Source organism: Streptomyces sp. NPDC047525 (genome assembly GCF_040643025.1).
In the GTDB taxonomy this organism is placed as follows: Bacteria; Actinomycetota; Actinomycetes; order Streptomycetales; family Streptomycetaceae; genus Streptomyces; species Streptomyces durmitorensis.
This window is the reverse complement of sequence record NZ_JBEYTL010000024.1, coordinates 19,811-41,705: the sequence shown is the minus strand read 5'-3', so window position 1 is coordinate 41,705 and position 21,895 is coordinate 19,811. Positions and strand designations below refer to the sequence as shown.

Sequence of the window (21,895 nt, the reverse complement as noted above, 5' to 3'; positions counted from 1 at the left end):
CATGGCCCTGACGAAGATCGCCCGGAGGGGCCGTGCGAGGCCCGGAATCCGGGCTTCCAAGGGTTCCCGACTACCCCCGGGCGAAGCTCTTCAGCTGGTTCAGCGAGCCGTTGAAGAGATTCTGATCACCCGGCAGTGCGCCGCTGTTGTCGTACTGCCAGATCGTCAGGTACGACCACCCCTTGGGCAGCGTCCCCGGCGTCGACGACCAGCGTGCGAGCCACAGCGCGTGATTCGACCCGAAGGCGCGGCTGCCGCCCGTGCAGTCGTTCCACCACTTGGTGGTCGTGTAGATCACGGGGCGCCGTCCCGTCTGCCGTTTGACCTCGTTGCTGAAGGACTTGATCCAGTTGACCATGCCGGTCCTGCTGACGCCGTAGCACTTCCGTGAGCTGTAGGGATTGTGCTCGATGTCCAGCGCGGGCGGCAGCGTCCAGCCGTCCGCCCGCCACCGTCCGCCGTGGTTCATGAAGTACGCGGCCTGCTTCTTGCCGGACGACTTGCCCGGCACGGCGAAGTGGTACGCGCCGCGGATGATGCCCGCGCTGCGGGAGCCGTTGTACTGCTGGGCGAAGTGGGGATTGCGGTACGTGTGGGACTCGGTGGCCTTGACGTAGACGAAGCGCGCGCCCTTGCTCTTCGCCTTCTGCCAGTCGACGTTCTTCTGGTGCGACGAGACGTCGTGTCCCCGCGGCTGGCCCGCCGCGGAAACCGGAATCTCGGAGAGGGCGGTTCCCCCCAGGGCGAGAGTCGCTACTGAGGCCGCGATGACGTGAGCGCGGCGACGGGACGTTCTGTGGTCACGAGCCATATTTCCCCCCGGATGGCGATGTGCGGGACAAATCACCCGGAGGGTATTGGAAGATCGTTGAATGCCGGTCGACCGCCAGCCATTCGGGGGTGGGGGTGTTTTGCCGCCGTTCGCGGCCTTGCGGACTCCGAGCGGGACTCCGAGCCGGACTCCGAGCGGGACTCCGAGCCGGACTCCGGGGCTCCGCGCGGCGGTGCCGCGGCCCGTGGCTGGCAGGATCACGGCATGACGGAGCAGCGGGGCGAAGACCGGCAGGACGCGATGGAGCGGGCGTGGGGCGAGCTGGTGGCGGCGGCCCGCAGGACGGTGGCGGACGGCCTGGTGGTCGGCACATCGGGCAATGTCTCGGTGCGCGTCGGCGACACGATCCTCGTCACCCCCAGCGGGGTGCCGTACGACCGTCTGAGACCGCAGGACGCGGTCGGCGTCGACGCGGACGGGCATCAGCTCTTCGGCGATCTCGCCCCGACGAGCGAACTGCCCATGCACCTGGCCGTCTACCGCACCACGGACGCCGGAGCCGTCGTCCACACCCACGCGGTGCACGCCACCGCGGTCTCCACCCTCGTCCCGGAGCTGCCGCCCATCCACTACATGGCGGCCGCGCTCGGCGGCCCGGCCCGCGTCGCCCGGTATGCGCCGTACGGCTCCGACGAGTTGGCCGAGAACATGCTCCGGGCCCTCAGGGAGCGCACAGGTTGCCTGCTGCAGAACCACGGAACCATCACATACGGAGACACTCTGGACCAGGCGTACGACCGCACGGCCCAGCTGGAATGGATGTCCCGCCTCTGGCTGACGGCGAGCGCGATCCCGGGGCACGCCCCCACGCTCCTGTCCGCCGGCCAGCTGCGGGAAGCGGAGGACAGGCTGCGGGGCTACGGCCAAGGCTGACGCCCCCGGGGGCCGCCCGCGGGGGGACGCCACGCCACGGGCCCGCGGACGAAGTGACATCACCCCGCGGGCCCCGCCCACTGGCCGTGGCCACCCGGCGGCCCGACACTGGGCAGGTGCGCCCAGCCAAAGCGACGGCAACGGCCGTCACCGCCGTCACCACCGCCCTCCTGGGCGGCGCAGCCGCCGTCGCCGCGGGCCGGTTCGCCAGCAACGCCGCCCTGAAGGCACCGTCGGGCCGCCCGCTGCCGACGGAGCCCCGCCTCACGGTCCACTCCACGGCCGCGGGCCAGATCACCCTGACCCGCGCCCTCGCGAGCCTGCGCCCCGGCACGTACGGCCTGAGCGGCAACGGCAGCCATGCGGTGATCGGGCCCGTCCTGGACACCGCGCCGCACGCGGCGGACACCGTCGTACGCCGCCTGGAGCGCGTCACGCACGGCTCCCTCGACCCCGGCGACAAGGTCTGGCTCACCCCGCAGGTCCACATCGGCGACCCGCACGCGGCACTGGACATCGACCACGCGGACGTCGACATCCCCGGCGAACTCGGCGGTCTGCCCGCCTGGTTCGTGCCGGGGGTCCGCGACACCTGGGTGATCACCGTGCACGGCCTCGGCACGACCCGCGAGCACCCCATGGTCGTCATGGACTTCCTGCACCGCCAGCAGTTCCCGGTGCTCGATCTCGCCTACCGCGGCGACCTCGGCGCGCCCCGCTCCCCGGACGGCCTCGGCCACCTCGGCGAGACCGAGTGGCGCGACCTGGACGCGGCCATCCGCTACGCCGTGCGCTACGGCGCCCAGAACGTGATCCTGCACGGCTGGTCCACCGGCGCGGCCATGGCCCTGCACGCCGCCGCGTACTCGGCCCTGCGCGAGAGGATCAGCGGACTCGTCCTCGACTCCCCGGTGCTCAACTGGGAGACCACTCTGCGGGCGCTCGCCGCGGCCCGGCGTACGCCGAGGCCGCTCCTGCCGCTCGCGGTGCGCGCCGCCCAGGGGCGTACGGGCCTGCGCGGCGACCGCATCCTGGAGGCCGCCGACCCCGAGGTGCTGGGGGTCCCCACGCTCCTCTTCCACGGCCCCGACGACGTCATCGCCCCCTGGGCGCTTTCCCGTCAACTGGCCGAACGGCGGCCGGAACTGGTCACTCTCCACACCGTTCCGGATGCGCCCCACGGAGCCATGTGGAACGCCGACCCCGCGGGCTATGAAGAGGCGCTGCGGCGCTTCCTCACGCCCCTCATGTAGCGCGCCAAGGCCTCAGGACGTAGCGCTCCGGAGCCTTGCGGAGGCATTCCGTTTGGGTTTTCGGACCGTCAACAGGAAGACTGCTCCCGTGACGTCCCGTATCCCGCGCGACTCAAGGCTCCGACTCGTCCGCGCTCAGTCCCCCAGGGCCGAGAGGCGAGCGGGGGCGGAGCGCGGCACAGCGCGACCCCTGACCGCCCCCGGCGCAGTGACGCAGCAGCGTGCGCGCCGTCCCGCGCCCCGGCCCCCCGAGGGCACGCCCGCCCCCGGAGAGCTGGCCCGGATGGCGCGCAAAGGCCTCGCCGACGCCGTGACGGTCGCCCGCTGGGCCGACACGTCCCTGCGTCCGGGACGCAGCCGCCCGGGAGCGCCCGACGCGAACGCGGGCGCGCCCGATGCCCAGGGCGGCAGAGGAACCCTCTCCGCCGAGACCGCCGAACGGGCCGCCGCGGAACTCGCGCTGACCCCCGATCAGGTCCGCGCCGACTGGGACACCGCACGCCTGGCAGGCCTCATCGAGGTGCACGGCGACAGCGCGCGCCCCGGCTGGCGGCTGCGCGCCTGGGACCGTGACGACGCCGCCGTGCTGCGCGGCTGGGTCGCCCTCTTCGACGCCTGGTCGCTCACGCACGCGGCATCGCGCGAACTGGCCCCCGCCACCGTGGCCGAGACCGTCGAGGCCATGCCGCAGCTCCTCACCCTGCTTCAGCTCTCCGCGGGCCCCGTGCCCGTGGCGCAGCTCCTGGACCTCCTGGACCAGCGCGTCACGGAACTGCGCACGGAGCGCTGCGAGATCCCCTACGGCCCGCAGCCCGAGCCGGTGGACCCGGCCGAGACGCCGTCCCTGGCCACCCTCCTGGACTGGGCGCTGCGCGGCCTCGCCGCCGTCGGCGCGCTGACGTACGCCGACGGGCAGGCCACGCTCACGCCGCTCGGCAGCTGGGCGGTCTGGGTCAAGCTGGAGCAGATCTGCGTGGCCGCGCAGAGCCCGGCCGGGAACATCGAGCAGTCCGCCGAGGACATGCTCCGCGGCTGCGCACGCCTGCGCCCGAACGCGGCCCGCTCCGAGTACCGCGCCTGGCTCGCCGCCCGCCCCGTGGGCAGCGCCGTCACCGAGCTCCTGGACGCCGCCCGCGGCGAGGACGCCCTCCTGCGCGGCCTCGCCTTCGAGGCCCTGCGGGTGGTCGGCGCCCCGGCCGAGTCCGAGGTGCGGGCCGTCGTGGACGAGACCCCGCTGCGGCCCTACGCCCTCATCTGGCTTGCGGAGCAGGAGGGCGCCGACCCCGAGGACGTCCACCTCGTCCTGACGCGGGACGAGTCGACGTGGCTGTGGGTCGACACCGCCGCGGCGGTCGCCGACCACGGGGAGACCCATCTCCTCATCCGCCACCTGGAGTCCGCGGTGCAGCCCACGGTGCCCGCGCTCCTCGACGAGGTCCGCCGCATCGGCCACCCCCGCACCGTCCAGGTCCTGGTCGCCCTCGCCGCGGCCCACCCCGACCCGGCGCTGGCCAAGGCCGTGCGCCGTGCGGCCTTCCAGGTGCACACCGGAGGGGTGTAGCACCTCACCGGAAGGTGTTGCACTGCCCCATGTCGCCGGTGCGGTAGCCCTGGTAGAACCACTGCTGCCGCTGCTCGGCCGAGCCGTGCGTCCAGGACTCCGGGGTGACCCGGCCCTGGAACTTCTCCTGGATGCGGTCGTCGCCGACCGCGGCCGCCGCGTCCAGGCCCTCGCGGATGTCCGCGTCGTTCAGGCTGGTGATCAGCGGCTTGCCCGTCTTGTCGTCAGGAGTGCGGGTCGCGTGCCGCGCCCAGACGCCCGCGTAGCAGTCGGCCTGCAGCTCGACCTTGACGGCGTTGCTGTTCTGTCCCGTACGCCCGTCCTGGGCGCGCTGCAGCGTCCCCATCAGGTTCTGCACGTGGTGCCCGTACTCGTGCGCCACGACGTACGCCTGCGCGAAGGGGCCGCCGCTCGACCCGAACTTCGTCCGCAGCTCCTCGAAGAAGCCCAGGTCCAGATAGACCTTCCGGTCGCCGGGGCAGTAGAAGGGGCCGACCGCCGACGTCGCGGCGCCGCACGCCGTGCCCACCCGGCTGGTGAACAGGACGGTCGGGGCGGGGGAGTAGCTCGCCTGCCTGAGCCGGAACTCCGCGCGCCAGTAGTCCTGCACGCTGTTGACCACCGCCACGATGCGGCAGTCCTCCTTGGTGTTCGCGTCCTGCCCCGTACGGCAGGACTGCTGGACCTGCGCGAGGGACGAGGAGGTGGCGGCGGGCTCCTCGTTGCCGGACGAGAGGCCTAGCTGGTCCGGGCCGACCCCGAAGAACAGCCCCAGGAGCAGCGCGATCAGGCCCGCGATGCCGCCGCCGACCGTCGCCTTGCCGCCGGGAATCCGGCTGCCCCGCACGTCCTGTACCTCGGACGTGTCCAGATCGGCGTCGTCGTCGAACTGCATGGGCGCACCACCCTCTGCCTCGCATCCGGAGCGGAGTGTGGCCGCCCTGTGCCGAGATGTCGGCGCCTTCATCCTGATATGCCCCACCCCGCGCGGCGCCGGACGGGGGTCCGAACGGGGGACCCTCGCCGAACGGCGCACCGTGTCGCGGCCGCCGCCCGGGGCCGCGCGGTGACGCCGCCGCTACGCTCTGCGCCTGTTCGTGGGCAGCGGTACCGGCAGAGGTACCGGCAGGGGTGTCGAAGAGGGGGCGTCGTGTCCGTAGTGCCGTTCGAGGTGGCCGCGGCCGGGCCCGTGGGACCGGTGCCCGCCCGTCGCGGTTCCCGGCTCGCGCTCCCGGTGGCCCTCGGCCTCCTCGCCCTGCCGCTGATCACCGCGGCCCACCACTCGCGGCCCGCCCCCTACGGAGACCACATCACCGTCCACGCGCGCGTGGACGACGGCGCAGCGGCCCCCGGGCTGCGGAGCACGGGCCGCGCGGTCGAGGCGTACGACCCGGCGACAGGCCGCCCGCGCTGGACGTACAGCCGCGAGGGAGCCCGTCCGCTCACCGTGCTCCCCGCCCCGGGGCACGCCATCGCGCTCTGGAGCGACGGTCTGGTCACCGACACCGCGCGCGCCGACGGCAGCGCCGTCCGCTGGCACCGCGCCATCCCCGGCAGCGCACCCTGGCTGCGCTCTCCCGCCGCCCGCGGCGCCGCCGGTGTCCTGCAGCCGCTCGACCCCCGTGGCCGGATGCTCGCCGTCGTCACCCCGCACCGCATCGCCGCCTACCGCAGCGCGGACGGCGACCTGCGCTGGGTGCTGCCCGCCCGGCCGGGCTGCGCCTTCGAGCCCGCCCGTTCCGTGCGCCACGGGAGCGCCCTGATGATCGCCCAGCCGTGCGGGGACGCCGCGACGCCCTGGACCTCCCAGCTGATCGCGGTGGACGACCTCGGCCGGATCGTTCCCAGGCGAACGCCCCTGGGCAACGAGCTGCCGGGCGGCGCCCCCGACGGCGTACCCACCCGGGCAGAAAATGAGTTTGCACCGCCCCGTTAGAATTGCCCTCATGGCCATTCTCCTCGTGCATTAGACGGCGTGATCGCCTTCAGCCCTTCCGCCGTCCATCCCCCCTGCCCAGGAGTCTGTCCGTGATCACCGCTTCCGGCATCGAGCTGCGCGCCGGCGCCCGCATCCTCATCGAGAACGCTTCCTTCCGAATCGCCAAGGGCGACCGCATCGGCCTGGTGGGCCGCAACGGAGCGGGCAAGACCACGCTCACCAAGTGCCTCGCAGGTGAGGGCATCCCGGCAGGCGGCACGATCAGCCGCTCCGGAGAGGTCGGCTACCTCCCGCAGGACCCCCGCACCGGCGACCTGGACGTGCTCGCCCGCGACCGCATCCTCTCGGCCCGCGGACTCGACACCCTGATCCGCAAGATGCGCGAGAACGAACAGCGCATCGCCAACGGCTCGGGCGCCACCCGCGACAAGGCGATGAAGCAGTACGAGCGCCAGGAGACGGAGTTCCTCACCAAGGGCGGTTACGCCGCCGAGGCCGAGGCCTCCACCATCGCCGCCGCGCTCAGCCTCCCCGACCGCGTGCTCGGCCAGCCCCTCCACACGCTCTCCGGTGGCCAGCGCCGCCGCGTCGAGCTGGCCCGCATCCTCTTCTCGGACGCCGACACCCTGCTCCTCGACGAGCCGACGAACCACCTCGACGCCGACTCCATCGTCTGGCTGCGGGACTACCTCAAGTCCTACCGCGGCGGCTTCATCGTGATCTCCCACGACGTCGAACTGGTCGAGACGGTCGTCAACAAGGTCTTCTATCTGGACGCCAACCGCGCCCAGATCGACGTCTACAACATGGGCTGGCGGCTCTACCAGCAGCAGCGCGAGTCCGACGAGAAGCGCCGCAAGCGCGAGCGCCAGAACGCCGAGAAGAAGGCCAGCCAGCTCCACTCGCAGGCCGACAAGATGCGCGCCAAGGCCACCAAGACCGTCGCCGCGCAGAACATGGCCAAGCGCGCCGACAAGCTCCTCGCGGGCCTCGACGAGGTACGCCAGAGCGACAAGGTCGCCAAGCTGCGCTTCCCGGACCCCTCGCCCTGCGGCAAGACCCCGCTGATGGCCGAGGGACTCTCGAAGTCGTACGGCTCCCTGGAGATCTTCACGGACGTCGACCTCGCCATCGACAAGGGCTCGCGCGTGGTCATCCTGGGCCTCAACGGCGCGGGCAAGACCACGCTCCTGCGCCTCCTGGGCGGCGCGGAGAAGCCCGACACCGGGCAGATCCTCGAGGGCCACGGCCTCAAGCTCGGCTACTACGCGCAGGAGCACGAGACCCTCGACCCGGAGCGCACGGTCCTGGAGAACATGCGCTCGGCCGCGCCCGACCTCGACCTCGTGGCGGTGCGCAAGACGCTCGGTTCGTTCCTCTTCTCCGGCGACGACGTCGACAAGCCGGCGGGCGTCCTGTCCGGCGGCGAGAAGACCCGTCTGGCGCTCGCGACCCTGGTGGTCTCCTCCGCCAACGTGCTGCTCCTCGACGAGCCCACGAACAACCTCGACCCGGCGAGCCGCGAGGAGATCCTCGGCGCGCTTCGCACCTACAAGGGCGCGGTCGTCCTCGTCACGCACGACGAGGGCGCGGTGGAGGCGCTCCAGCCGGAGCGGATCATCCTGCTGCCCGACGGCGTCGAGGACCTGTGGGGCCAGGACTACGCGGATCTGGTCGCGCTCGCCTGATTCACGGTGAGCCCGGGCGGTGCGACCAACCGTGCCGCCGGGGTGTCCACATTGGTTGATCGAATAACTGATCCACTGCGTATGGATCATTCGGCCGAGCCGTGATCCTTCATCTGTGTGAGGTCTCCTCGTACCGAAGTGTGGGATACACGGATTTTCCTTGCGGCAGAGGCGTCGGGCCCTGCTTTCGCCCGCCACCGCGCTGACCTGGCATTTCGATCCACAACCCATTCGGCCGTACGGAATTCGACACGCGGAATCGTTAATTCCGCTCATGGTGCCGCCTTCTCCGGCGGGAAACCTCGTCGTACGGACCTTGCCGAATGGGTGGCCAGGAAGCCCGGGAGGGGTGATCATGAGAAGTCCAGAGCGCACTTCCTATGAGGAGGCACGGGTGGCCGAGACTCTGAAGAAGGGCAGCCGGGTAACCGGCGCCGCGCGTGACAAGCTCGCGGCAGACCTGAAGAAGAAGTACGACAGCGGTGCGAGCATCCGGGCGTTGGCTGAGGAGACGGGCCGTTCGTACGGCTTTGTGCACCGCATGCTCAGCGAGTCCGGCGTCACGCTGCGGGGACGCGGCGGGGCGACGCGAGGCAAGAAGGCCGCAGCCGGCTGACGGCTGCGGGCGGTTCACCGGCTTCGACGGTGGCCACCCGGTCGATCGACTGATCGGCCGGGTGGTTACTGTGCAGTCACTTACGGGCGCGTACACGCGTCCGGACCGACTGCACACCACCATCGGAGGCTCCTATGGTTTCGCCCGGCAGTGAACTCGGCGGATCCGCACCGGTACTCGACAAGGACGGCGTACGCCTGACTGTCGACGAGGCTGTCGCCACGGTGACGCTGGCCAACCCGGCCAAGCGCAACGCCCAATCTCCCGCGCTGTGGAGGGCGTTGGCCGAGGCAGGCCGGATGTTGCCGGGCAGTGTCCGTGTCGTCGTGCTCCGCGGTGAGGGCAAGTCCTTCTCCGCGGGCCTCGACCGCCAGGCGTTCACGCCCGAGGGCTTCGACGGTGAGCCGTCATTCATCGATCTGGCGCGCGGCGACGACGGCGTCCTCGACGCGACGATCGCCGAATACCAGGAGGCGTTCACCTGGTGGCGGCGCAGTGACATCGTGTCCGTCGCTGCCGTCCAGGGACATGCCATCGGTGCGGGCTTCCAGCTCGCGCTCGCCTGCGATCTGCGGATCGTCGCCGACGACGTGCAGTTCGCCATGCGCGAGACCAGCCTGGGCCTGGTGCCCGACCTCACCGGCACGCATCCCCTCGTGGGACTTGTCGGCTACGCCCGTGCGCTGGAGATCTGCGCCACCGGGCGGTTCGTCAACGCGCCCGAGGCCGAGCGCGTGGGCCTGGCCAACCTCGTCGTGCCCGGTGACCAACTCGACGCGTCCGTGAGCGACTTGGCGGCCGCGCTCCTTGCCGCGCCCCGCGACGCGGTCATCGAGACCAAGGCGCTGCTCCAGGGCGTGTCAGGCCGTACGTACGAGGAGCAGCGCACCGCCGAGCGTGCCGCGCAGGGGCGTCGCCTGCGGGACCTGGCGGGGCTCGGCGACTGAGGTCGTCACTCCACCGCGGTGACCAGGACGGCAACCGTCGGGTGGTCCGTCAGTGCGTCGCCGACCGCCGTGCGGACCGCGAGCGCCACGTCCAGGGCGCGGTGCTCGCGGTCCGTCGCGAGCTCCACGCGCGCGTGGCGGCGCGGCAGGGCGCCGTCCCGCGCAGGCGACGCGTCGAGGTGGACGGCGCGGCCGAAGCCGCCGAGCGCGCCGGTCAGCCGCCGCACGCCCGGCACACCGAGGGCGGCACTCGCCGCGCGGGCCTCGTCGCCGCTTCCGGGGGGCGCCTGCGCCCCGTCCGGCGCCTCCTGCATGTCCCGCGGTACGTCCACGGGGGCCTGCCCCGCGTCGAGCAGCGTCGTCACGCCGAGGTCCACCTCATCGACCACCAGGCCGAGCCGCTCGTCGGCCGCCGCGAACAGCGCCGCCCGGAGCCGGGCCGCCACCGCGGGAAGCGGCTCGGTCGGCTCGGCGGCGAACTGGGCCGTGATCCGCAGCGGGCCGGGCGGCAGCGCGCTCGGCGGTGACGGCACGGAGGGGGCGTACGCCGTCGACGGATCGGCCAGCGCCACCCGCAGGCCGCCGAGCCGCACGCCGCTCACCCGCTCCGCCGCATGGCGCAGTACTCCATTCGCGCACGCCTCGGTCAGCCACGAGCCGTCACGCGGTCCTCCCAGCGGGAGAACCCGCCCCAGGCCGAGCTGCCGCCGTACCGCATCGGTCCATCCGTCACCGGTCATTGCCCCAGCCTGCCGCATCCCTGGCGCGCGAGGACGTAACCGCACTTAGTGTGGGCGAAGGAGTAGATCCCCTTTCGAAAGGGACACACGGCGATGACTGACACCGGACAGCGGAACCGGCCTCAGGAGACCCTCACGAAGGAGTCCCCGGACGAGGCGGTGGGCAAGAGCAGTACGACCAAGAGGGGCGGTGGTGACCCCGCGACCCGGGGGCGCACCACCATCGCGGACGGCGTGGTCGAGAAGATCGCAGGGCTCGCGGCCCGCGACGTCGACGGCGTGCACGCGATGGGCGGCGGGCTCGCCAGGACCTTCGGGGCCGTACGCGACCGCGTGCCCGGAGGGTCGGGGTCCAAGTCGGTGTCGCGCGGGGTCAAGGCCGAGGTCGGCGAGGTGCAGACGGCCCTCGACCTGGAGATCGTCGTCGAGTACGGGGTCTCGATCGCGGACGTCGCGCGCGATGTGCGGGAGAACGTCATCGGTGCGGTCGAGCGCATGACCGGGCTCGAAGTCGTCGAGGTCAACATCGCGGTGAGCGATGTGAAACTTCCGGACGAGGAAGACGATGAGCCGCAAGGCCGCCTTCAGTAGCGCGGTGGCCGTTCGGGAGCCGGATGTCAGACGCGTCTTGCCAAGGAGCACACGATGAGCATGGCCGTGATCGGCATGGTGGCCGGGATGGCGCTCGGCTTCGCCGGGTACTTCGGCGGGTTCGGGGCGTTTCTGCTGGTGGCGGCCCTGGGCGCCATAGGGTTCGTCGCGGGCCGGTTCCTCGAGGGGGACCTGGAGCTCGGCGACTTCTTCCGTACCCGTGGCGACGACCGGCGGCGGTGAGCCGTGGCGCCGCAGGTCGCGCCCGCGGAGCGCGGCGCGACCCGGATCGCCGACCGGGTCGTCGCGAAGATCGCGGCACAGGCGGCACGCGAGGCGCTGACGGCGGTGCCCGCGGACGGCTCCCCGCCGCACGCGACCGTCACCGTGCGCCATGATGTGGCCCGCGTGCGGATCAGCGTCGAACTGGACTACCCCTCGGACATCGGCGGGCAGTGCGGTGCGGTGCGTCGCCAAGTCGCCCAGCGGGTAAAGGCGTTGGCGGGGATGGAAGTGCCGGAGGTCGCGGTCCACGTCGAGCGGCTGTACTCGGCACACGTGCACGCCGCGGCGCAGGGGAGGACGCGATGAGCGAGGCTTCGGGGTCTCATGCGGCGGGCGGCGGTGGCGGCACGCAGCCGCTGCCCGTCGTCGAACGCGCCGAGAGCGAACTGGACCAGTCGGCGTCCGCGGCGTCCTACGACGCGCCGCCCACACTGGCCGACGACGAGACCAGGGCGACCCGCTTCTGGTCACCGCGGCGCGTGCCAGCCGCCGTCCTCGCGCTGCTGATCCTCGGCGCCGCGGGGCTCTTGCTGTACGACATCGCGGCTGTGCGGGCCGGGCATTCCGCCATGGGATGGCGGCCCGACCTCGCCCGCGAACTCGGCGAGCGGCCCCTGGACAGCACGGCGGTCCTCGTCGGCGCCGGGGTGGCCGCGGCCGCCGGCATCTGGCTGATCGTGCTCGCCGCGACGCCCGGACTCCGGGCGGTCCTCGCGATGCGGCGCGGGGACGAGGACGTACGGGCGGGGCTGCATCGGGGCGCCGCCGCGATGGTGCTGCGGGACCGGGCGATGGACGTGTCCGGCGTGCAGTCGGTGCGGGTCCGCATGACGCGCTCCAAGGTGGACGTCCACGCGGTCTCGCACTTCCGTGAACTCGACGACGTACGAAGCGACTTGGACGCCACGCTGGCCGAAGGCATCAGGGACCTGGGCCTCGGCCGCAGCCCCGGCCTCTCGGTCCGGGTGGCACGGCCGGGTCGGAAGGGCTGAGCTCGCGATGCTGAAGACGGTCAACCGTGTACTCATCGGCCTGATCGGCCTGGTGCTCGTACTCGGCGGCGGCTCGGTCCTCGCCGTCGGGCTCGGGGCCTCGCCCCCGTCGTGGTGGATCCACGACGGGAAGCGTGACGTCCTGCTGAGCGACGCGGACCGGGCGCGGTGGCGGGACGAGGGCTGGTTCTGGCCCACGGTGATCGCCGTACTCGCGGTGTTCCTGCTGCTCGCCCTGTGGTGGCTGGTGGCGCAGCTGCGGCGGCGCAGGCTGGCCGAGGTCCTCGTGGAGACCGGGGACGGAGAGGGCGCGCTGCTGCGGGGGCGGGCCCTGGAGGGCGTGCTCGTCGGGGAGGCGGAGTCCCTGGAGGGCGTGCAGCGGGCCGGGGTCTCCCTCACGGGCCGCCGCAACGCGCCGGAGGCACGCGTGTCCCTGCTCCTGGAGCCCCACGCGACGCCCGGCGAGGCGCTGCACCTGCTCTCCGCGGAGGCGTTGGCGCACGCGAGGGATTCGGCGGGGCTAGCCCGGCTGCCCGCGGTGGTGCAGTTGCGGGCGGTCAAGCACCGGGCCGAGCGGGTGAGTTGAGGGAGCGGGTTCCTGTATGACGTCGGCCGGTCCTGGGGTTCAGGACCGGCCGACGTCATACAGGACAGGAGCGGTCAGAACCCGTGCCGAGCCCCGCCGTCCACCGGCAGCATGACCCCCGTCAGATACGACGCCGCGGGCGAGAGGAAGAACGCCGCCGTACGGCCGAACTCCTCCGGAGTCCCGTACCGCCGCAGCGGAATCCGCGACTCGTGCCCCGCCCGGGCAGCCTCGGGGTCAGCGGAGAGCGCGTCCAGCTGCCGCACCCGGTCCGTGTCGATGCGGGACGGGAGCAGCCCCACGACACGGATGCCCCGGGGGCCGACCTCGTCGGCGAGCGACTTCGCGAAGCCCGCGAGTCCCGGGCGCAGTCCGTTGGAGATGGTCAGCCCCGGAATCGGCTCGTGCACGGAGGCGGAGAGCACGAAGCCGATGACGCCGCCCTCGTCGAGCTCCGCCGCCGCGGAGCGCGCCAGCCGCACCGCCCCGAGGAACACGGACTCGAAAGCCGACTCCCACTGCTCGTCCGTGTTGTCGGCGGCGAAACCGGGCGCCGGGCCCCCGACACTGATCAGCACACCGTCGAAGCGCCCGAAGTGCTCGCGCGCGGCGGCGATCAGGCGACCGGCGACGGCCGGGTCGGCGTTGTCCGCCGCGAGGCCGCGGGCGTTGTCGCCGAGCTCGGCCGCCGCCTCGGCGACCGTCTTCTCGTCCCGGCCGGTGATCAGCACTTTCGCGCCGTCCGCGACCAGCGCACGCGCGGCGGCGTTGCCCAGGCCACGGGTGGCGCCGGTGATGACGTAGACGCGGTCCTTCAGTCCAAGATCCATGGCCCTATCCTGCCGCGTCCCGGCCACGGAGCGCGAGGCGCGTCAGACGGCGGCCGGCGTCGACTCCGTCGCGGGCGCGGCCTCAGCGGCGGCCGCGCGGCGGTCCTTCACCTCTCGGCGCACCAGGACCACCCAGCCGATGGGGACGCCCGAGCAGAACAGCCACCACTGGACGGCGTACGCCATGTGCGGGCCGATGTCGCCGTGCTCGGGCTCGCCGATCAGCTGGGGGGAGTTTCCGGGGGACTCCGGCGAGGTCAGCTCGACGTAGCCGCCGAGCACCTCCTTGCCGAGGCTGTGCGCCTGCTGGCCGCTGCTGATCAGCATGATCTGACGGTCCGGCAGCCCCTGGAGGTCCTTGATGCCGCTCTGCGCGGACGTCTCGTCGGCCATCAGGCGGCCGGTGACGGTGATCTCGCCCTTGGGCGCCGCGGGGACCTTCGGGAACACGGTCTGCGGTCCGTTGGCGGGGATCCAGCCCCGGTTGACCAGCAGGACCTTGCCGTCGTCGAGGACGAACGGGGTCAGGACGTGGAAGCCGATCTCCTCGTCGGAGTTCGTGCGCCGCCGCACGACGACCTCGTGCTTCGTGTCGTACGTCCCCTTGGCGCTCACCCGGCGGTAGCGCTCGGAGTCCGCCACGGAGTGTCCGGGCGAGGTCAGCTGCTCGGCCGGTACGGGCTTCGCGTCGAGCGCCTTGGAGATCTCCGCGTTCTGCGCGACGCGGTGCTCATGGCGGTGCAACTGCCAGAAGCCCAGCTCGATCATCGTGGGGATGAGGACGAGGCCGATGAGGGTGAGGATCACCCACTGCCGGGACAACAGGAAGCGGTACACCCCACGACGGTACAACTCGGTCGTGGGGTGCCTGGTGGTGGGGTCGGGTCACACCCTGTCGACGATGCCCACCTGCCCCTCCGCCCGGGAGCAGTGCGCACCGCAGTACCACTGCCCCTCGACCTCCACGCCCTGGCCGATGATCCGGCAGCGGCAGTGCTCACAGATGGGCGCCATGCGGTGAATGGCGCAGGAGAAGCAGTCGAAGACGTGCACCGCGCCTTGCGCGTGCACCTCGAACGACATGCCGTAGTCGTTTCCGCAGACCTCGCAACGTGCCATGCGCCACAGGGTGGGACGCGCGGCGCCCGCATGCGAGCAAGCAGGCGGGGACCGGCCCGATAATCACCCGTCTGACGTCCGCGGGCGGCTCAGGCCCCCGTCGCGGGAGCCGCCGGAGCGACGTCCTGGAGGAGCTGGCCGAACGCGGCCTCGTCGATGACGGGCGTGCCGAAGGACCGCGCCTTCACGGTCTTGGAGGTGCCCGAGTCCGGGTCGTTCGTGACGAGGAGGCTGGTCAGGCGCGACACGCTCGTCGCGATGTGGAGCCCGGCCTCGACCGCGCGGTCCTCGAGCAGCTCGCGCTCGATGGAGGTGTCTCCGGAGAACGCGACACGCATGCCCTGTTGGAGCGGTTTGCCCGTTTCGTACCGACCCGGGTTGGGGTAGGGGCAGGCGGGCCGCTTGCGCGAGGGGCGCCAACTCCCCGGACCGTACGACGAGTACGACGAGGCGGCGGAGCCCGGCCCGGTCGGCTGGCGGACGATCCGGGCCGCGCCGTCGGACCACTCGGTGAGCGGACGGCACTCCAGGAGCGGCAGCCGCACCCCGTCGCTCGCCGCGGCCTTGAGGCTGGGGCGGAACGCCTCGGCGAGCACGCGCGCGTCGTCGAGGGCGTTGTGCGCGTTGCGCTGTTCCACCCCGAAGTGCGCGGCGAGCGACTCCAGCTTGTGGTTGGGCAGCGGGAGGCGCAGCTCCTTGGAGAGGGCGATGGTGCACAGGCGCTGGCGCACGGGGGCGGTGAGCTCCGCGCGTGCGTACTCCCTGGCGATCATCGACCAGTCGAAGACCGCGTTGTGCGCGACCAGGACGCGGTCGGCGAGGCGCGCGGCGAACTCCTCGGCGATGTCCTTGAAGAGCGGCGCGTCCGCGAGGAGCTCACTGGTGAGGCCGTGGATCCATACGGGTCCGGGGTCGCGCTGGGGGTTGACCAGCGTGTACCAGTGGTCCTCCACCTCGCCCCGGGCGTCCACGCGGTAGACGGCAGCCGACACTATGCGGTCGTCGCGGGCGAGGCCTGTGGTCTCGACGTCGACGACCGCGTACCCCGTTGGGTACGCGGCCGGCCAGGTGGCTGCGGACGCTGCGGTCGTCTGGTCTTCGAGCATGGTCCATGAGGATACGGGCCGCGACTGACAGTCAGGTCCCCGGTCCGGTGCGCGGGTCGGCCGCGTGGCCGATTCCGTCGCCGGCAGGTGGGGTTCCGTCCGCTCTGGCGCCGAGCAGTCCGGACACCAGTGCCTTGACCGACAGGGTGAACAGCGCCTCGGGGTCGACGGGCCGGGCGAGCGCGCGGGCGAGTGCCGGGTCCTGTTCGGCGGTCCGCGCGCCCCACAGCTCTTCCTCGCCCGGCCGCTGCACGGGCGCGCGTTCGCGGTTGCGCTCGACCAGGAGGTGGCCGACGACGTGCACCTGGACCGCGCGCACGGCGTCGGCGGCGCGGGCGCCGCGCAGACCCGCCGCGTGCACCTCGTGGACGAGGACCTGCTGGGCGGGCAGGAACATCCGCTCGGTGAGGCCGCGTTCGTGCACCATCGCGACGAGGTGCGGATGGTCGCGCAGCTGCCGGCGCAGGGCGCGCGCCACGGAGACGATGCGCCGGCCGGGGGTGCGGCCCGTGGGGTGGATCGCGCCGAGGTCGGCGAGGGTGCGCTCGACGAGGGCGTCCAGGAGCGACTCGCGGTTGCCGACGTGCCAGTAGATCGAGGTGACGGCGGTGCCGAGCTCGGCGGCGAGCTTGCGCATCGTCAGGGCCTGCGGGCCGTGCTGCTTCACGAGGGCCGTGGCGGCGGCGAGGACCTGTTCCCGGTCGAGATGGCCGCGTTCCCGGACCGGATGCGTACGCGTCTCTTCACTCTTCACGCCTCCTGTTGTAACTGTGTTACAGAACCGCCCGCAAGACCTCTTGTAGTCCTGACGAAGGGTGGTACGACATGGCACGCGTACGTTACGGAGCGCGCACCGAGGCGGAGATCGCCGCGGCGCGCACCGCGAGTTCGAAGCTGCCCGACATCTGGTCCACCGGTGTGGTGGCCGTCTGGGAGAGCGATCCGGACGCGGTGGCGGCCGTCCTGCCGCCCCCGCTCAAGCCGACGGCCCGCCCCCTGGTGCGGGCCAACATCAGCAAGGTCGACCTGCCCGGATATCCGCTGGGCGCGGGCTCGGTGGCCGTCGCCGCCGAGCACGGCGGGGTGGAGGGCTGGTACCCGCTGGTCATGCCGATGACCCACGAGCGGGCCCTGATCGGCGGGCGTGAAGTCTTCGGGGAGCCGAAGAAGCTGGGCGAGGTCGAGGTGGAGCGCGACGGCCTGGTCGTCCGCGCCTCGCTGGCCCGGCACGGCATCGTGTTCGTGGAGGTGCGCGGCGCGGTCAGCGGCGCCCTGCCCCTTCCCGAGCCGGTCCAGAAGACGGACTTCTACTTCAAGTTCCTTCCCGCGGTGGACGGTTCGGGCTTCGACGCGGATCCGGTGCTCGTGCACTGCGTACGCAACGAGAAGGTCCGCAAGCTGGAGGGCATCACCGGGGACGTCGTCCTGCGCGAGTCGATGTACGACCCGGTCGCCGACCTCCCCGTACGCGCGCTCGTCGAGATCACCATCGGCGAGAAGACCACCGACCAGAGGGGCCGGGTGGCCGAACGGGTCAGCGCGCAGGCGCTGCTTCCCTACATCCACCAGCGCTACGACGACCCGCAGCAGATCCTCGACGGCCCGCCCGAGGGGAGCGTCTGAGATGGAGCTGCGGGAAGGTCAGGTCGCCGTCGTCACGGGCGCGGCGAGCGGCATCGGCCTCGCCATGGCGCGGCGGTTCGCGGCGGACGGCCTGAAGGTGGTCCTCGCGGACGTCGAGGAGGGCGCCCTGGAGAAGGCGGCGGCCGGGCTGCGCGAGGACGGGGCGAGCGTGCACGCGCGCGTGGTCGACGTCGGCTCCCGGGAGCAGGTCTTCGCGCTCGCCGAAGCGGCGTACGAGGCATTCGGCGCCGTCCATGTGCTGTGCAACAACGCGGGGGTCGGCTCGGGCGCCGAGGGGCGCATGTGGGAGCACGAGCCGAACGACTGGAAGTGGGCCTTCGAGGTCAATGTGTGGGGTGTCTTCCACGGCATCCAGGCCTTCGTGCCCCGGATGATCGCGGGCGGCGAGCCGGGCCACGTCGTCAACACCTCCTCCGGCGACGGCGGCATCGCACCGCTGCCGACGGCCTCCGTGTACGCGGTCACCAAGGCGGCCGTCGTGACGATGACGGAGTCCCTGTACGCGCATCTGAGGGCGGAGCACGCGCGCGTGGGTGCCTCCGTGCTGTTCCCGGGGCCGCACATGCTGCGCACGGGGCTGTGGGAGTCGCACCGCAACCGCCCCGACCGGTACGCCAAGTCCCGCCCCCGCAAGACCCCTTACCGCAGCCTCGACCAGTGGGAGTCCGCGATGAAGGACGCGGGCCAGGAGGTGGAGTTCACCCCGGTCGAGAAGGTCGCGGACTTCGTGGCGGAGGGGATCGCGGCCGACCGCTTCTGGCTGCTTCCCCGGAGCGAGCACAGCGACCGGCAGATCAAGGCCAGGTCGCGGTCGATGCTCGACCGCGCCAACCCGGCGTACCTGGAAAGCTTCATCCTCGACTGACTGAGGGACGTGTGATGACGGCTCAGCAAGGCGCTCAGCCAAGCGCCCAGCAGAACGACCCGTACCTGATCATCTCCTCCGACTGCCACGCCGGGCTTCCCACCGAGGAGTACCGGCCCTATCTGGACAGCCGCTTCCACCGGGACTTCGACCAGTTCCTCGGGGAGCGCGACGCCCGCCGCGCGGAGGCGACGCGGCTCGGCATCCGCAACGACGCGTTCGCCGCCAAGTGGTTCCAGGACAACGAGGAGGGCCTGCGCGGCGGCTGGGAGACCGCTCAGCGCCTCAAGGAGCTCGACGGCGACGGGGTGGCCGCCGAGGTCGTCTTCCCCGACGCGGACGCCGTGGACAGCCAGACGGCCGCGCCCTTCGGGGTGGGCCTCGGCCTCTCGGGGGACCAGGACCCGGAGCTCGGCATGGCGGGCGCGCAGGCGCACAACCGCTGGCTCGCCGACTTCGTGTCCGAGCACCCCGAACGGCACTGTGGCGTGGCCCTGTTGCCCATCACCGGCGAGGTCGACCGGGTGGTCGCCGAGGTGCACCGGGCCAAGGAGTCCGGGCTCGGCGCGCTGATGATCCCCTCCATGTGGGTCGACAAGGCGCCCTACCACGACCGCCGTTACGACCCGGTGTGGGCGGCGGCGGCCGAGTGCGCGATGCCGGTGATGACCCACTCCGGGGCGGCGCCCCGCCATGAGTACGGCGACCACCTGGGGATCTACGTCTCCGAAGTGACCTGGTGGCCCGCGCGGCCGCTGTGGTTCATGCTCTGGTCGGGAGTCTTCGAACGCCATCCGGGGCTGAAGTTCGGCGTCGCGGAGTCCGGCTGCTGGTGGCTGCCGAACCTCCTGTGGTTCATGGACCGCCTCTACCTGGGCGCGCACGGTGGCAAGAAGCTCTCCCCGTTCGCGGAGCTCAAGCGGCCCCCGCACGAATACCTGGACCGGCAGATCTTCATCTGCGCCACCAACACCAAGCGCCGAGAACTCGCCCAGCGCTACGAGATCGGCGTGGACAACATCCTCTGGGGCAGCGACTTCCCGCACCCCGAAGGGACCTGGCCCGACACGCGCGCGTGGCTGAAGAAGACGTTCCACGACATCCCGGTGGGGGAGACCCGCCGGATGCTGGGTCTCGCTGCGGCGGAGGTCTTCGGCTTCGACACCGAGAAGCTGGCGCCGCTGGCCCGGAGGATCGGCCCGACTCCGGCCGAACTCGGCCAGGAATCGGACCAGTCGGCCGTCGAGGCCTCCTGGGCGCGCTCGCGCGACGTGGGCCGCCACTGGCTGACCGACCACGACTTCCCGGTGATGGGGGCGGACACATGAGTGCACAGCCGAGTCCACGACGCATGACCGAAGAGCGCTACACCGTCATCTCGGCGGACTGCCACGCGGGCGCCGATCTCCTCGACTACAAGCCCTACTTGGCCTCCCGCCACCACGACGCGTTCGACGCGTGGGCGGCCACCTACGTCAATCCGTACGAGGACCTGCTCGCCGACACCGCCGACCGCAACTGGAACTCGGACCGCCGCCTGGCCGAGCTCGAACAGGACGGCATCGTCGCCGAGGTCGTCTTCCCGAACACCATCCCGCCCTTCTTCCCGACCGCCTCCCTGATGGCCCCGGCGCCCACACGGGAGGAGTTCGAGCAGCGCTGGGCGGGTCTGCGGGCACACAACCGCTGGCTCGCCGACTTCTGCGCCGCCGCCGACGGCCGCAGGGCGGGCGTCTTCCAGATCCTCCTGAACGACGTGGACGAGGCCGTCAAGGAGATCCACTGGGCGGCCGACGCGGGCCTGAACGGCGGTCTCCTGCTGCCCGGCACACCGCCGGGCAGCGGACTCGCCGAGCTCTACTCCGCGACGTACGACCCGATCTGGGCCGCCTGCGCCGAGCGCGGTGTGCCGGTCAACCACCACGCGGGATCGGCGTCGCCGCCGCTGGGCGAGGAACCGGCCGCGCGGGCCGTGTTCATGGTGGAGACGACGTGGTTCTCGCACCGGGCGCTGTGGCACCTGGTGTTCGGCGGAGCCTTCCGCCGCCACCCGGAGCTGCGGCTCGTGCTCACCGAGCAGGGCTCGGGCTGGATCCCGGGTGTGCTCGACATGCTGGACTACTACCACGGGCGCCTGGTCGCGGCGGCCTCGAAGGCGGACACCGGCGGGACGGCGGAGTCGAAGTTCGGCGCGGGCCTCGCCGCATCGATGGGCAAGGGCCCGTCCGAGGTGTGGCGCGAGAACTGCTTCGTCGGCGCGAGCTTCATGCGCCCGCACGAGGCGCAGATGCGGGACAGGATCGGCCTCGACAAGATCATGTGGGGGAGCGACTACCCGCACGACGAAGGCACGCACCCGTTCTCGCGCGAAGGCCTCCGCATCGCCTACGCGGGCCTCCCGAAGGACGAGATAGCGGCCATGGTCGGCGGCAACGCGGCCCGGGTCTACGGCTTCGACCTGGAGCGCCTCGACGCGATCGCCGCGAAGGTCGGACCGACCGTCCAGGAACTGGACGAACCCCTCAAGGAGACGCCCGCCGGCGCGACGAGCCCGGTGTTCGCTCCGGGAGGGTCGGTGCGCGTCTGGTGACGGCGTGCCCCTGCCCGCCCCGCTCACCCGGGGGTGAGACCCTCCCCGGGTGAGCGATCAGGCAGCTGAACACGACGAAGCACACGGCGGCGCTCTCGCCTCCCGCCTCAACTGGCTGCGGGCGGCCGTGCTCGGGGCCAACGACGGCATCGTCTCCACGGCGGGTCTGGTCGTCGGCGTCGCGGGCGCCACGAGCGACCGCAGCACGCTGCTCACGGCCGGTCTCGCCGGGCTGCTCGCCGGGTCGATGTCCATGGCCGCGGGCGAGTACGTCTCGGTGTCCACCCAGCGCGACTCCGAGAAGGCCGCGCTGGCCATGGAGAGGCGCGAGCTGCGGGAGCAGCCCGAGGCCGAACTGGCCGAGCTGACGGACCTCCTGGAGGACCGCGGGCTCAGCCGGGACGTGGCCAGGGAGGCGGCGGAGCAGCTCACCGAGCGGGACGCGCTGCGGGCGCACGCGCGCGTGGAGCTCGGTATCGACCCCGACGACCTCACCAACCCGTGGCACGCGGCCTGGGCCAGCTTCGTGGCCTTCACGGTGGGCGCGCTGCTCCCGCTCCTGGCGATCGTCCTGCCGCCCGCCGACTGGCGCCTGGTGGTCACCGTCGTCTCGGTCCTCGGCGCGCTCGCCCTCACGGGCTTGAGCAGCGCACGCCTCGGCTCCGCGGAGGTGCGGCCCGCCGTGGTGCGCAACATGGCGGGAGGGGCGCTCGCGATGGCGGTGACGTACGGGGCGGGGGCGCTGCTCGGGGCGGTGGGTGTCTGAGGCTCCGCGGTTGTCTGAGCGTCCGCTTTTGGCGGGGATCACCAACATCCGTCTTCTTACCGCTGGTAATAC

Annotated in this window: 25 protein-coding genes; 17 read left to right on the top strand and 8 right to left on the bottom strand. The window is 72.1% G+C overall.

The window, feature by feature from the left end; translation table 11 throughout:
- Positions 1–70: 70 nt before the first annotated feature.
- Complete coding sequence (locus tag ABZ833_RS40915) at positions 71–811, bottom strand: lysozyme (protein WP_361058249.1); 741 nt, start codon at positions 809–811, stop codon at positions 71–73.
- 225 nt (positions 812–1,036) lie between these two features.
- On the opposite strand from ABZ833_RS40915, the gene ABZ833_RS40910 reads away from it, so the two are divergent.
- The 3 genes from ABZ833_RS40910 to ABZ833_RS40900 all read left to right on the top strand — a co-directional run bounded on the left by ABZ833_RS40910 (position 1,037) and on the right by ABZ833_RS40900 (position 4,519).
- On the top strand, positions 1,037–1,705 hold the full coding sequence (locus tag ABZ833_RS40910) for a class II aldolase/adducin family protein (RefSeq protein WP_361058247.1): 669 nt from the start codon (positions 1,037–1,039) through the stop codon (positions 1,703–1,705).
- 116 nt (positions 1,706–1,821) lie between these two features.
- Positions 1,822–2,958 (top strand): alpha/beta fold hydrolase, encoded by a 1,137-nt coding sequence (locus tag ABZ833_RS40905; RefSeq protein WP_361058245.1) that lies wholly within the window; start codon positions 1,822–1,824, stop codon positions 2,956–2,958.
- Between the two features lie 88 nt (positions 2,959–3,046).
- Positions 3,047–4,519 (top strand): hypothetical protein, encoded by a 1,473-nt coding sequence (locus tag ABZ833_RS40900; RefSeq protein WP_361058243.1) that lies wholly within the window; start codon positions 3,047–3,049, stop codon positions 4,517–4,519.
- Between the two features lie 4 nt (positions 4,520–4,523).
- Here the strand turns inward: ABZ833_RS40900 and ABZ833_RS40895 are convergent, their stop codons facing one another.
- Complete coding sequence (locus tag ABZ833_RS40895) at positions 4,524–5,414, bottom strand: neutral zinc metallopeptidase (protein WP_361058241.1); 891 nt, start codon at positions 5,412–5,414, stop codon at positions 4,524–4,526.
- 255 nt (positions 5,415–5,669) lie between these two features.
- On the opposite strand from ABZ833_RS40895, the gene ABZ833_RS40890 reads away from it, so the two are divergent.
- The 4 genes from ABZ833_RS40890 to ABZ833_RS40875 all read left to right on the top strand — a co-directional run bounded on the left by ABZ833_RS40890 (position 5,670) and on the right by ABZ833_RS40875 (position 9,709).
- A complete protein-coding gene (locus ABZ833_RS40890; protein WP_361058239.1) occupies positions 5,670–6,455 on the top strand; it encodes a hypothetical protein in 786 nt (261 codons plus the stop codon).
- 92 nt (positions 6,456–6,547) lie between these two features.
- Positions 6,548–8,146, top strand: a complete 1,599-nt coding sequence (locus ABZ833_RS40885) for an ABC-F family ATP-binding cassette domain-containing protein (RefSeq protein WP_361058237.1) — start codon at positions 6,548–6,550, stop codon at positions 8,144–8,146.
- A 394-nt stretch (positions 8,147–8,540) separates the two neighbouring features.
- Positions 8,541–8,762 (top strand): helix-turn-helix domain-containing protein, encoded by a 222-nt coding sequence (locus tag ABZ833_RS40880; RefSeq protein ID WP_249590717.1) that lies wholly within the window; start codon positions 8,541–8,543, stop codon positions 8,760–8,762.
- Between the two features lie 134 nt (positions 8,763–8,896).
- Complete coding sequence (locus ABZ833_RS40875; RefSeq protein ID WP_361058235.1) at positions 8,897–9,709, top strand: enoyl-CoA hydratase/isomerase family protein; 813 nt, start codon at positions 8,897–8,899, stop codon at positions 9,707–9,709.
- A gap of 5 nt (positions 9,710–9,714) precedes the next feature.
- Here ABZ833_RS40875 and ABZ833_RS40870 read toward each other — a convergent pair whose 3' ends face one another.
- Positions 9,715–10,449, bottom strand: coding sequence for a nucleopolyhedrovirus P10 family protein (locus ABZ833_RS40870; protein ID WP_361058233.1), 735 nt, complete (start codon positions 10,447–10,449; stop codon positions 9,715–9,717).
- A gap of 93 nt (positions 10,450–10,542) precedes the next feature.
- Here ABZ833_RS40870 and ABZ833_RS40865 point away from each other — a divergent pair, with 93 nt between their 5' ends.
- From ABZ833_RS40865 to amaP, 5 genes are read left to right on the top strand one after another with little or no spacing between them, the layout of a single operon-like run.
- On the top strand, positions 10,543–11,040 hold the full coding sequence (locus tag ABZ833_RS40865) for an Asp23/Gls24 family envelope stress response protein (protein WP_361058231.1): 498 nt from the start codon (positions 10,543–10,545) through the stop codon (positions 11,038–11,040).
- A gap of 54 nt (positions 11,041–11,094) precedes the next feature.
- On the top strand, positions 11,095–11,283 hold the full coding sequence (locus ABZ833_RS40860; RefSeq protein ID WP_249590721.1) for a hypothetical protein: 189 nt from the start codon (positions 11,095–11,097) through the stop codon (positions 11,281–11,283).
- A gap of 3 nt (positions 11,284–11,286) precedes the next feature.
- On the top strand, positions 11,287–11,631 hold the full coding sequence (locus tag ABZ833_RS40855; RefSeq protein ID WP_361058228.1) for a hypothetical protein: 345 nt from the start codon (positions 11,287–11,289) through the stop codon (positions 11,629–11,631).
- Positions 11,628–12,317: a DUF6286 domain-containing protein gene (locus ABZ833_RS40850; protein ID WP_361058226.1), complete on the top strand. Its 690-nt coding sequence runs from the start codon at positions 11,628–11,630 to the stop codon at positions 12,315–12,317. The genes ABZ833_RS40855 and ABZ833_RS40850 overlap by 4 nt, the downstream gene beginning before the upstream one ends.
- A 7-nt stretch (positions 12,318–12,324) precedes the next feature.
- Complete coding sequence (gene amaP, locus ABZ833_RS40845; RefSeq protein WP_361058224.1) at positions 12,325–12,903, top strand: alkaline shock response membrane anchor protein AmaP; 579 nt, start codon at positions 12,325–12,327, stop codon at positions 12,901–12,903.
- Positions 12,904–12,977: 74 nt separating this feature from the next.
- Here amaP and ABZ833_RS40840 read toward each other — a convergent pair whose 3' ends face one another.
- From ABZ833_RS40840 to ABZ833_RS40820, 5 genes are all read right to left on the bottom strand, one after another.
- The gene (locus ABZ833_RS40840) at positions 12,978–13,733 is read right to left on the bottom strand and encodes an SDR family oxidoreductase (protein WP_361058222.1); all 756 of its coding nucleotides are present in this window, start codon (positions 13,731–13,733) and stop codon (positions 12,978–12,980) included.
- Positions 13,734–13,775: 42 nt separating this feature from the next.
- Positions 13,776–14,570, bottom strand: a complete 795-nt coding sequence (locus ABZ833_RS40835) for an SURF1 family protein (RefSeq protein ID WP_361058220.1) — start codon at positions 14,568–14,570, stop codon at positions 13,776–13,778.
- A 48-nt stretch (positions 14,571–14,618) separates the two neighbouring features.
- Positions 14,619–14,852 carry a hypothetical protein gene (locus ABZ833_RS40830; protein WP_249590727.1) on the bottom strand — a complete coding sequence of 78 codons (234 nt, stop codon included), beginning with the start codon at positions 14,850–14,852 and terminating at the stop codon, positions 14,619–14,621.
- An 89-nt stretch (positions 14,853–14,941) separates the two neighbouring features.
- Entirely contained in the window at positions 14,942–15,958 is a 1,017-nt protein-coding gene (locus tag ABZ833_RS40825) for a DEDDh family exonuclease (RefSeq protein WP_361058218.1), read from the bottom strand.
- 31 nt (positions 15,959–15,989) lie between these two features.
- Positions 15,990–16,712, bottom strand: coding sequence for a TetR family transcriptional regulator (locus ABZ833_RS40820; RefSeq protein ID WP_361058216.1), 723 nt, complete (start codon positions 16,710–16,712; stop codon positions 15,990–15,992).
- Between the two features lie 71 nt (positions 16,713–16,783).
- On the opposite strand from ABZ833_RS40820, the gene ABZ833_RS40815 reads away from it, so the two are divergent.
- From ABZ833_RS40815 to ABZ833_RS40795, 5 genes are read left to right on the top strand one after another with little or no spacing between them, the layout of a single operon-like run.
- Complete coding sequence (locus tag ABZ833_RS40815; RefSeq protein WP_361058214.1) at positions 16,784–17,581, top strand: acetoacetate decarboxylase family protein; 798 nt, start codon at positions 16,784–16,786, stop codon at positions 17,579–17,581.
- A gap of 1 nt (position 17,582) precedes the next feature.
- Positions 17,583–18,467 (top strand): SDR family NAD(P)-dependent oxidoreductase, encoded by an 885-nt coding sequence (locus ABZ833_RS40810; protein ID WP_361058212.1) that lies wholly within the window; start codon positions 17,583–17,585, stop codon positions 18,465–18,467.
- 14 nt (positions 18,468–18,481) lie between these two features.
- The gene (locus ABZ833_RS40805; RefSeq protein WP_361058210.1) at positions 18,482–19,795 is read left to right on the top strand and encodes an amidohydrolase family protein; all 1,314 of its coding nucleotides are present in this window, start codon (positions 18,482–18,484) and stop codon (positions 19,793–19,795) included.
- 23 nt (positions 19,796–19,818) lie between these two features.
- A complete protein-coding gene (locus ABZ833_RS40800) occupies positions 19,819–21,057 on the top strand; it encodes an amidohydrolase family protein (RefSeq protein WP_361058353.1) in 1,239 nt (412 codons plus the stop codon).
- 49 nt (positions 21,058–21,106) lie between these two features.
- Positions 21,107–21,823, top strand: coding sequence for a VIT family protein (locus tag ABZ833_RS40795; RefSeq protein WP_361058208.1), 717 nt, complete (start codon positions 21,107–21,109; stop codon positions 21,821–21,823).
- Positions 21,824–21,895 lie beyond the last annotated feature (72 nt).